Origin of the sequence: Nodularia sp. UHCC 0506 (assembly GCF_034931045.1) — a bacterium.
Classification (GTDB): domain Bacteria; phylum Cyanobacteriota; class Cyanobacteriia; order Cyanobacteriales; family Nostocaceae; genus Nodularia.
Genome location: NZ_JAYGHH010000048.1, coordinates 8,228 through 18,746, shown reverse-complemented (window position 1 = coordinate 18,746; position 10,519 = coordinate 8,228). Strand labels below are relative to the sequence as shown.

Sequence of the window (10,519 nt, the reverse complement as noted above, 5' to 3'; positions counted from 1 at the left end):
AAACTTCTTGTTAGAAAAGTGGAAAACCTGACAATATGTAACCGGTGCATCTTAAGTAAAAGGACAACCCCATGATGGCTAAAACACTCCAATTTATACTTAGGAGTCAAATCAAAAGCTCCAAAGTTATTCAAAAATCTGGTGGATTTACTCTCATTGAATTGTTAGTAGCTTTGTTGATTGCATTTTTTATCCTCACACCATTACTAGGTTTCATGGTTAGTGTGCTGAGTACAGACCGACGGGAGCAAGCTAAAGCAAATTCTGAGCAAGAAATCCAAACGGCACTAAATTATATTTCCCGTGACGTACAGCAGGCGGTATATATCTATGATGCTGCTGGTATTGCGGCAATACAATCTGAATTGCGTTACCCAGGTGATGCAACAAAGTCGCCTGTACTGGTTTTTTGGAAACGCGAATTAGTGGATGATGTAATACCAGCAGCTACTGGTACAAAAAAAGATGGTACTTTTGTTTATTCGCTAGTTGCCTACTATTTAATCAAAGATAGTAATAGTACTTGGTCAAATGCTGCTCGCATCGCTAGATGGCAAATTCAAGATGGTGTCAGTGTTGTTAGTGGTGGTGTAGACTGTACCGGATATACTGGCAAGTATATTGCTGGGAACTGCCCCAGTGCAGGTTTTGCGCCCTTTCAAGACCAGTTTGATGAGGCTGACATTTTCGTGGGAAATCATTGTTGTAGATAATAACAGCACAGATAACACGGCTCAAGTTATCAAAAGCTATCAAGAAAATTGGCAATGTTCTTATCCCCTAAAGTATTGCTTTGAAGCCCAACAGGGAGCAGCTTATGCAAGAAAACTGGCTGTTAAAGAAGCTAGAGGTGGATTGATAGGCTTTCTAGATGATGATAATTACCCTACACCTACCTGGGTATCAGCTGCTTATGCTTTTGGTGAACAACATCCCCAAGCGGGGGCTTATGGTAGTCAAATTCATCCAGACTGGGAAGTAGAACCGCCAACAAACTTTCGCAGAATAGCCCCATTTTTGGCAATTACAGAACGGGGAAAATTACCACTGTTCTATGAACCTAAGAAAAAATTATTACCTCCTTCTGCTGGGTTAGTTGTCCGCAAAGAAGTTTGGCTAAAAAGTGTGCCAAATCAACCTATTTTAACTGGTAGAGTCACTGGTAATATGCTGACCGGTGAAGATTTAGAAATGTTATGTTATATCCAAAAGGCAGGATGGGAAATTTGGTATAACCCGGAGATGGAAATTTTTCACAAAATCCCCAAGTCTCGGTTACAAAAAGATTATTTAATCCCGTTTTTTCGAGGCATAGGACTTAGCCGCTATGTGACAAGAATGGTAAATGTCAAATATTACCATAAACCATTTGCATTGTTAGCTTATACAATAAATGACTTACGTAAAATAATTTTACATTTACACAAATATCGTAATAATAGACAAAAAGACTTGGTAGCGGCTTGTGAATTACAACTTTTATTAAGTAGTTTGGAAAGTCCTTTCTATTTATGGAAAAACGGATATTTAAAAGGAAATAAATAATACTAGTATCTTGATTATGACTCAATTAGTAACCAGAAATTTAGATATTAGCGTAGCTATTCCTACTTATAATGGTGCGACCCGTTTACCTAAGTTTCTAGATGCGCTTTTCAACCAAGTAGATATAGAACAACTAAACTGGGAAATTATTATTGTTGATAATAATAGTTCTGATAATACATCTGAGGTAATTAGTAATTATCAAAAAATATTTAGTGCCAAATGCTCATTAAAATATTTTATGGAACCTCAACAGGGTGCTGCTTATGCAAGATTGCGAGCAGTGCGCGAAGCTAGAGGTGATCTTATTGCATTTTTAGATGATGATAACCTACCTGCACCTGATTGGTTAAGTAGTGCATATAATTTTGGTCTTGAGTATCCAAAAGCAGGTGTTTGGAGTGGTCAAATTCATGGTGCATTTGAAGTCAAACCACCAGAAAATTTTGCCAAGATACACGCATTTCTGGCTATCAGAGAGGATGGAGAGCAACCACATTTATTTGAGCCAGATAAATTAAGGCTTCCTCCTGGTGCAGCGTTGGTTGTACGGAAAAAAGCATGGTCTGATAATGTTCCACAAAAACCTAAATTGAGTGGAAAATTACCCGGTATCCTAGTGCAAGGTGATGACTATGAACCGTTACTTCACATCCACTATGCCGGCTGGGAAATTTGGTATAATCCCACCATGCACACTTATCATCAAATACCACATTGGCGATTAGAAAAAGATTACTTACTTAAATTAGCCCGTGGCTGTGGTTTGTGTGTTTTTCAACTACGCTTAATTAATGCTAAAAATTGGGAAAAACCGATTATTTTTATCAGGACTGTTTTGGGGAATTTACGCCGGATATTAAAGCATTTTATTAAGCATAATAATCACCTCAATGATGATATTATTTTACTGTTTGAAATGGAGTTTTATTTAGGCAGTCTTCTCAGTCCTTTTTATTCATTTAGATGTTTTTTAAGAAATATCAATCAAAAAACATAAGCCATGAATGAAGTAAATCAAAAATTGCCAACAATTTCTGTAGTTATCCCAGCTTATAATTGCGAAAATACTATTCAATCCACAATTGAATCTGTTTTAACTCAAACTTTTAAAGATTTTGAATTAATTATTATCAATGATGGTTCGCAAGACGCAACATTAGATATAATTTCACAAATTCATGATCCCAGAATTAGAGTATTCTCTTATCCTAATGCTGGTGGAAATGTGAGTCGCAATCGTGGACTACACTACGCAGTAGGAGAATTTGTCAGTTTTCTAGATGCAGATGATATTTGGACACCGGAGAAGCTGCAACTTCAGTTACAGGCCTTGCAAAATAATACAGATGCTCAAGTTGCTTATAGCTGGACTGATTATATTAACGAAAACGGCGAAATATTTGTTTCAGGTACACACATTACTGCTAATGGAGACGTTTATGAGAAGTTGTTAGTCCATAATTTTTTAGAAAATGGTTCAAATCCTTTAATTTGTAGAGAAGTTTTACTAGAATTAGGTGGATTTGATGAATCTTTACAAGCTGCTCAAGATTGGGATATGTGGTTAAGGTTGGCTGCGCGATGTTCGTTTGTAGCTGTACCTTCAGTACAAATATTATACCGAGTCAGTGCTAATTCAGTTTCAACTAATCTTGCCAAGCAGGAAAAATATTGTTTGCAGGTGTTTAGAAATGCCTATTGTGCCAGAGATTTGAAAGATAAAAATATTCAAAATTTGAGCATGACTAACCTCTATAAATATTTGACTTGCAAAGCTCTAAACCAGCCATACAACCGACAAAAAGGTATAGCTGCTGCTGGTTTTTTATGGAAATATTTTATTAATGATATTTCAAGATTTAAACGCATTAAGTTTACATTAAAATTATTATTAAAAATTAGTATCATCATTTCTTTACCCGCTAATTTATCTACTAATTTTTTTAAAAATATAAAAACAGTAAATTAAAAATTTTTAACTTTGTTCTATTGTTATTTCATTCAACTTAATTACGGTGCGTTTACTACATTTATTTGATTCTAAATTCTCGTCGAGAGATGGCAATACTAGAGGCTTTACTCTGTTAGAGGTTTTGGTAGGGCTGGTCTTAATTGGTATTTTATCAGCGATCGCAGCACCTAGCTGGTTAGCTTTTGTCAATCGACAGAAGGTAAACACTGCACAAAGTACGGCATTATCACTACTACGTGATGCTCAAAGCAATGCCAAACGAGAAAAACTGAATTGGCAAGTTTGTTTTTGGGATGATGGTAATCAAGTTCTAGCTGCTACACAGCCTGTACCGTCAAATAACCAATGTCAAGTCACAAATGGACAACCTTTGATTCAAGGTGACTCCACAGCAATTCAATTTACTTCCACTTTCGCTGAAGATACCTCTGATTCTGGGAAGTATCGGGTACAGTTCAAGTATGATGGTTCTGTCAATGGACAAATGGGGAGAATTACCTTTACACCTCGAAATAGTGATGTTTCTAAAAGGTGCGTCTTTGTTTCAACCTTACTAGGCGCAATGAGGGCTGATAAGGATGATGGATGTGTTAATTAATTTGCAGCACATTGCATCTGCATCAGGTACATAAGGGCGGGCATCTTTGCCCTCACCACAAGATTTATTATATGTAGTAGTCTAGTGATATTTCGCTAACTAAAATAGGACTACTTGTGCTGAAATTATTAGACATTGCCCAACAGCACTTAATTATTTTTACTCGTTACCCAGAACCAGGGAAGACCAAAACCCGACTCATACCTGCTGTGGGTGATGTTGGTGCTGCCAATTTACAACGGCAGATGACAGAACATACTATATTTCAGGTTCAAGAACTGCAAAAAACTACTGATATATCTTGGGAAGTGCGATTTGCTGGTGGCGACTCGCAATTGATGCAAAATTGGCTGGGTGCTGATTTAGTATACCAGTCTCAAGGTGAAGGTGATTTAGGTTCCCGGATGGCGCGATCGCTTGCTCATGCTTTTGAATCAGGTGCAGAAAAAGTCATAATTATTGGTATAGATTGTCCAGGGATAAATTCTCACATTCTTACCCAAGCCTTTGCACAGCTACATAGTTATGATGTCACACTTGGCCCAGCCATTGATGGCGGTTATTACTTGATTGGTTTGTGTCGCCTGATCCCTGAATTATTCGTTAATATCGATTGGGGAACTGCTCAAGTGTTTCCACAAACTGTGAATATTGCCAAAAAGCTCAAATTATCACTTGCCTACTTACCTCCTTTAGCTGATGTGGATCTTCCAGAGGATTTGCCAATTTGGGAACAGACGATCAAGCATTGACAAATGCTACCATAGTGTTATTTAAAACATATTTGTATAAATCTCATACAAATATATACGTATTCGGCAGTTTGGGATCACAGGCAGCACAGTACAGAGGAAATAACACAAAGATTTGAAATTAATGAAAAGCCTATAAATGAAGCTTTGAGAATTTTGAATTTTGTAAAGCCCTAGTGGGCATGGCTGTGCTTACCGCGTAGCTGACCGGAGGCTCTATTTTGACGAACGCCTGAAAGTAGTAAGTTGATTAAATAAGTTTCAGATAAAGGTTATGGAAACAATATTCAAGTAACTTTAGATAGGATAATCACTCTGACGTACTACAAATTTGAAAAACTATGACTAATCGTGTTGCTTCTGGGAACGCTGCCCTGACACTCAAGGTAGTGGGGATAATTCTAGTTTTATCCTTTTTACTAGACTTTTTAATTCTGTTATTGCCCTTCCAACCAACTAATCGCACATGGCAAATCAATCTAGCCACCGCATTAGTTGACAGAGGTATTGTGCCTCTAGTTGGCATAGGAATGTTATTTGTTGGTTATTGGATTGATAGTGTTGGTGATAGCGATCTCCCTAAACCTATAGATATCAGATTCCCCGTCTTGATACTCTCCAGTATCTTAGGGTTAATTTTCTTGCTAATTTTTCCCTTGCACTTGAATAACGTCCGACAAGCTAGCGCTCAAAACGTTAATCAAATTCGCCAAGATGCAGAACAAGCAGAAAATCAACTGCAAAGTCAGTTATCCCAATTTCAAGCCCAGATTAACAACGAGCAAGGAAAGGCTCAACTAGAACAGCTGCGAAACCAAGCTAGAAGTCAGTTTAGCGAGCTGCTTAAAAATGAGCAAACATACCAACAAGCATTAAATAACCCTCAAATTCCCGCCGCGCAAAAGGAATTACTCAAAAAGTTCAAAGAAAATCCCGCAGAACTAGACACCTTTATTGCCCAGCAAACAGACCCTCAAGCACTAGCAGCGCAAAGAGTCATCCAAATTCGCCAACGTAAGGAAGAAGCCGAAAAGCAAGCCAAAGACAATGCCTGGAAATCTGGGCTACGAATTGGCATTAGTAGTTTGCTGTTATCCATTGGCTACATGATCATTGGCTGGACAGGTTTACGCAGTATGGGGGCTTTACAGGGTGGTAAACGTAAAGTAGCCGCACGCTAGTACCGCTACGCGGAAGTCAAAAATCAAAAGTCAAAAGGCTTTTATTTTCAGATTTTGAACTTTCTCAAATGGTACGCCTATTTACTAGGGCAGTGTAAACAACTAAAGGTTTGTAGTTAGGACTTCAGGTGGTTTTTATCTCTGGTGAGTTAGCTTCTCATAGACAGCGCTTTAACCCTGACTACAAACCCACTGAGCAATTAACAAATTCCTCTAAAAACTGAGAAATGTTTTCAATTTACATTCTGACATATAACGAAGAGCTAGATATTGCTGCTTGTATCGAATCAGCAATGCTATCTGATGACATTATTGTTGTAGACTCATGTAGCAGCGATCGCACGGTAGAAATTGCCAGTCGCTATCCGGTTCGCACAGTTCAACACGCCTTTGAAAGTCACGGTAAACAACGTACCTGGATGCTAGAATCTATCCCTCCCAAATATGAGTGGGTATACATTCTTGAGGCTGATGAACGCATCACACCAGAACTATTTGCCGAATGCGTACAAGCCACTCAAAACCCCGACTATATAGGCTACTACGTCGCCGAACGTGTAATGTTCATGAATCATTGGATTCGCCATAGCACCCAATACCCCCGCTATCAAATGCGTCTGTTCCGCCACGGTCAAGTCTGGTTTACAGATTATGGTCATACTGAACGAGAAGTATGTAAAGGTGCTACCAGTTTCATTAAAGAAACATATCCTCACTACACTTGCAGCAAGGGTTTAAGCCGTTGGATTGAAAAACATAACCGTTATTCTACTGATGAAGCTAAAGAAACATTACATCAAATTGAACAGGGAAAGGTGAATTGGTTAAATTTATTTCTGGGTAAGACAGAGGTCGAACGACGACGGGCTTTAAAGGATTTATCTTTACGTTTACCCGCCAGACCATTTCTGCGCTTTCTGTATATGTATTTTATCTTAAGGGGTTGCTTAGATGGCCGCGCCGGTATTGCTTGGTGTACATTACAGGCATTTTACGAATATCTGATTTTGCTCAAAGTTTGGGAAATGAAAAATATGCCTACACCCTGTTTAGAAATAGGCCTATCTGACGGTGAAGAGAACAAAACCCAAACCATAGAGGCTGTTTCACAAACAGCGCAAAAGTTTGATCAAATTTGATGCCATCGAACTTTTGAGCCTACTGGCAGGATTTTTGCCAAAAACTGCCTTTCTCACATACCCATACTTGCTAATATTTATGATCATCTGTTTGGAAATTTGATAAATTAATATTCCTAATTAAAATTTTCAGAAAAATCATTTACAAGTTAACAACCCAATTATAATCCTCCTTTAGTTGTACTGTCTTGCTTACAGAATTTTTAGCAGCTTTTAAAGGAGCGAGGTAAGATGAGTAATATGTCAGCAACTTGCAACAAACGTTTACAAGTCTGACAAAGATGAGTAACATCCTCAAAGTCAAATCAGCCATAATCTTGGTTGGTAAGTGTCTACACGCACCCGTTTAGGAAAACCCTGTTTTTCTGAAAATAAGCGTACATTTTCATAGTATTAGCTCAGATGCTTACAATCTTGGGCAGTTGCTTTAAGTATTAAATACTACGAGCAATGCCTTTGTAATTTGACCAATATACTGGTATGAATACCAATAACAAAAGTTCCAGTAGCCTCAAACAGGAGAATAGGGACTTGAGAATTAATCACATAAAACAGGATTTAAAGAATGATCTGATTGCTGGTTTGTTGGTCGTAATTCCTTTAGCAACAACTATTTGGCTAACAATTACTATCGCTAATTGGGTAATCAACTTTCTTACCAAAATTCCCAAACAACTCAATCCCTTTGATGGTCTCCAACCTATACTAGTAAATATACTGAATTTAGCCGTGGGACTAGCCGTCCCTCTATTAAGCATTCTTTTAATAGGGTTGATGGCTCGCAATATTGCAGGGCGTTGGTTATTAGATTTTGGTGAGCGAGTATTGCAGGCAATTCCCTTAGCTGGGCAAGTATACAAAACCCTAAAACAGCTTTTAGCCACCCTACTCAAAGATTCAAACGACAAGTTTCGTCGGGTGATTTTAGTAGAGTATCCCAGAAAAGGAATTTGGGCGATCGCCTTCGTGACCGGGACTATGAGTAGTGAAATTCAAGCTCATCTGCCCCGTTCCATGCTCAGTGTTTTCATTCCTAGTACCCCAAACCCCACCACAGGATGGTATGCCATTGTTCCAGAAGATGAAGTAGTTAACCTATCTATGCCCATAGAAGATGCTTTTAAAGTATTAGTTTCTGGCGGGATCATCGCTCAGAATACGCCTTTAGCTCCCCTGGTAATGTCTAACGAGCGAAATCTAGAACCAGCAGTACCAAGTATCCCCTTTGAGGAAACTTAACATTCAAGCGTTACGCAGAGTCAGAAAAGAGGAAAGGGGGCAGGGTGCAGGGGAAAAGAGAACAGATGGAAAGGGGTATGCAACATCAATAACTAATAAATAGTGATTAATTACTAGTGACGAAATTTCAAATCAATCCGGCAAAGTTAGCAGTAAATAGATAGTATGATTATCTGACTTTGCCACAAGGCTCCATTACTCACCTCCAATTATTAGTGCTGAGGCACTTACCTCCATGCAAGAACGAAAACCCCAACAAATTGCTCGTGAATTGGCACTATTAAGTCTAAGCCAGTTGCCAATTAACCCAAAGAGATTGACAGAAGAACATCTGCCTAAATTAGTCCTAGCCACAGTCCGCACTCTCCGATCAGAAGTGCAAGATACTTTAGATAACGCCACTGGAGAACTACAACGCAGTAACGAGCGCCTCTTAACTAGTCAAACTCGTGCTTCAGACCTCAATACCGCCAGAAACCTTCTCAAAGAGGCTATTGACTACACCCAAACTGCAATCAATCAACTCGGAGCCGCAGTAGAGTTTCCAGAATTGATTCAACTAGCAAATCAAGACAAAGAAGTGGGCAGATATGCCATCCAACTGGTCAAAATAGTCAGCGAACACCGAGGGATCATCGATGAAGAAATTTCCTCTGCCTTAGTCGATTGGCAAGTCTCTCGTTTAGCCCAAATAGACCGAGATATTTTACGAATTGCTGTGGGAGAAATGAGGTTTTTTAATCTGCCAGATAGAGTGGCTATTAACGAAGCTGTAGAACTAGCCAAACGCTATAGTGGAGATGAAGGACATCGGTTTATTAATGGTGTTCTGCGCCGAGTTACAGAACAAAAAGCCGCCGTGTAGTATTTGATCCTGATCTTCTAACCTGTTGTGAGTAGAAGCCAGTTGTTTAGCCCTGTTGAGCAAACTGGCTATGAGAGGTGAGGATATTCAGGAGGTTTTCACCCCAGGAAATAGTTACGGGTTCCATTAAACTCATAACTAATAACTAATAACTCAAACTCACAACTAATACCTATAGCTGCAATGGTTTTTAATTGGTTCCGTCGTAAATATAACGATTCCTCTGATACTCCACCTGAACAAAGACCGGAAGAAACACCCCCAGCCACAGAACCCCAATCAGAGCCAGCCGTAACTCCAACTCCTGCGGCAGATACTACACAAGATTCAACGGCAGATTTATTGGCCTTTGCTAAATCTGCCTATAAGAATATCCAGCAAAAACAACAAACTTCAGAATTAGAAACTGCGGCTGATGCAGGTGATGTGGAAACACCAGCAGAAACCCCTGCAATGGTGGAAAATACTGCTGATGCAGGTGATGTGGAAACACCAGCAGAAACCCCTGCAACGGCGGAAAATACTGCTGATACAGTCGATGTGGAAACACCAGCAGAAACGCCCGCAACGGCGGAAAATACTGCTGTGGATATAGAAACCGAGCCGCCTACGGTAAGTGAAGTCACGCCCACAGCACTACCAGAGGTAGCAGCTGCCATTGAGGAGTCATCGACTACAGATACCGAATCAGCACCAAGTAATTTATCCTTTTTAGAACGGGCGGCAGCAGAACGGCAAGCCAAACAAGAACGGCTGATAGCCAGTGCCATTGAAGTACCGGAACCAGAAGTATTACAACCAGTAGCCACCACCACAGAAACAGCCGAAGATGTGGGCGGATTAGCTTTTGACGAAGGTTTTGTTTGGTCAGCAGAAGTATTAGCAGCCCAAGGTAGACGACCAGAAGATGTTTCTATTGAAGAAATTACTTGGCTGAAAAAGCTCCGCCAAGGCTTAGGTAAAACTCGTCGTAACATCCTCAACCAACTTAAGGCAATTGTGGGGCAGGGGCCGTTAAATCAAGCGGCTGTGGACGAAATAGAAACCGCACTACTACAAGCTGATGTGGGTGTAGAAGCTACTGATTACATTATTAATGCGCTACAGAAAAAACTTTTAGCAGAAGTCACTCCGCCAGAGGAGGCGATCGCTTACCTCAAACAAATCTTGCGGGATATGTTAGATGCACCACTGCAAACAGCCGAAGCTCTTAGCTTTACGCCAG

General features: G+C 39.7%; 11 protein-coding genes. All 11 read left to right on the top strand.

All coding sequences use genetic code 11. The annotated features are described in order from the left end of the window. Window positions 1-71: 71 nt before the first annotated feature. Window positions 72-713 (top strand): hormogonium polysaccharide secretion pseudopilin HpsC, encoded by a 642-nt coding sequence (gene hpsC, locus VB654_RS20480; RefSeq protein WP_323215647.1) that lies wholly within the window; start codon window positions 72-74, stop codon window positions 711-713. Further along, the gene (gene hpsE, locus VB654_RS20475) at window positions 673-1,545 is read left to right on the top strand and encodes a hormogonium polysaccharide biosynthesis glycosyltransferase HpsE (protein WP_323215646.1); all 873 of its coding nucleotides are present in this window, start codon (window positions 673-675) and stop codon (window positions 1,543-1,545) included. Before hpsC ends, hpsE (VB654_RS20475) begins: the two co-directional genes overlap by 41 nt. Before the next feature lie 16 nt (window positions 1,546-1,561). Continuing rightward, the gene (gene hpsE / locus VB654_RS20470; protein ID WP_323215645.1) at window positions 1,562-2,545 is read left to right on the top strand and encodes a hormogonium polysaccharide biosynthesis glycosyltransferase HpsE; all 984 of its coding nucleotides are present in this window, start codon (window positions 1,562-1,564) and stop codon (window positions 2,543-2,545) included. Window positions 2,546-2,548: 3 nt separating this feature from the next. Further along, complete coding sequence (locus VB654_RS20465; RefSeq protein ID WP_323215644.1) at window positions 2,549-3,517, top strand: glycosyltransferase; 969 nt, start codon at window positions 2,549-2,551, stop codon at window positions 3,515-3,517. Window positions 3,518-3,563: 46 nt separating this feature from the next. Further along, window positions 3,564-4,118: a type II secretion system protein gene (locus tag VB654_RS20460; RefSeq protein WP_323215643.1), complete on the top strand. Its 555-nt coding sequence runs from the start codon at window positions 3,564-3,566 to the stop codon at window positions 4,116-4,118. A gap of 116 nt (window positions 4,119-4,234) precedes the next feature. Continuing rightward, window positions 4,235-4,870: a TIGR04282 family arsenosugar biosynthesis glycosyltransferase gene (locus VB654_RS20455; RefSeq protein WP_323215642.1), complete on the top strand. Its 636-nt coding sequence runs from the start codon at window positions 4,235-4,237 to the stop codon at window positions 4,868-4,870. A gap of 341 nt (window positions 4,871-5,211) precedes the next feature. Continuing rightward, window positions 5,212-6,051 (top strand): HpsJ family protein, encoded by an 840-nt coding sequence (locus tag VB654_RS20450; protein WP_323215641.1) that lies wholly within the window; start codon window positions 5,212-5,214, stop codon window positions 6,049-6,051. Window positions 6,052-6,278: 227 nt separating this feature from the next. Further along, window positions 6,279-7,190: a glycosyltransferase family 2 protein gene (locus VB654_RS20445; RefSeq protein WP_323215640.1), complete on the top strand. Its 912-nt coding sequence runs from the start codon at window positions 6,279-6,281 to the stop codon at window positions 7,188-7,190. A 480-nt stretch (window positions 7,191-7,670) separates the two neighbouring features. After that, complete coding sequence (locus VB654_RS20440; protein ID WP_323215639.1) at window positions 7,671-8,429, top strand: DUF502 domain-containing protein; 759 nt, start codon at window positions 7,671-7,673, stop codon at window positions 8,427-8,429. A 235-nt stretch (window positions 8,430-8,664) separates the two neighbouring features. After that, on the top strand, window positions 8,665-9,294 hold the full coding sequence (nusB, locus tag VB654_RS20435) for a transcription antitermination factor NusB (RefSeq protein WP_323215638.1): 630 nt from the start codon (window positions 8,665-8,667) through the stop codon (window positions 9,292-9,294). Between the two features lie 183 nt (window positions 9,295-9,477). Beyond that, window positions 9,478-10,519: signal recognition particle receptor subunit alpha (locus VB654_RS20430; RefSeq protein ID WP_323215637.1), on the top strand; the 1,042-nt coding region annotated here is incomplete at its 3' end.

Coding starts and splice junctions, on each gene's coding strand:
- hpsC (WP_323215647.1), top strand. CDS start 72: ATGATGGCTAAAACACTCCAATTTATACTTAGGAGTCAAATCAAAAGC.
- hpsE (WP_323215646.1), top strand. CDS start 673: ATGAGGCTGACATTTTCGTGGGAAATCATTGTTGTAGATAATAACAGC.
- hpsE (WP_323215645.1), top strand. CDS start 1,562: ATGACTCAATTAGTAACCAGAAATTTAGATATTAGCGTAGCTATTCCT.
- VB654_RS20465 (WP_323215644.1), top strand. CDS start 2,549: ATGAATGAAGTAAATCAAAAATTGCCAACAATTTCTGTAGTTATCCCA.
- VB654_RS20450 (WP_323215641.1), top strand. CDS start 5,212: ATGACTAATCGTGTTGCTTCTGGGAACGCTGCCCTGACACTCAAGGTA.
- VB654_RS20445 (WP_323215640.1), top strand. CDS start 6,279: ATGTTTTCAATTTACATTCTGACATATAACGAAGAGCTAGATATTGCT.
- VB654_RS20440 (WP_323215639.1), top strand. CDS start 7,671: ATGAATACCAATAACAAAAGTTCCAGTAGCCTCAAACAGGAGAATAGG.
- nusB (WP_323215638.1), top strand. CDS start 8,665: ATGCAAGAACGAAAACCCCAACAAATTGCTCGTGAATTGGCACTATTA.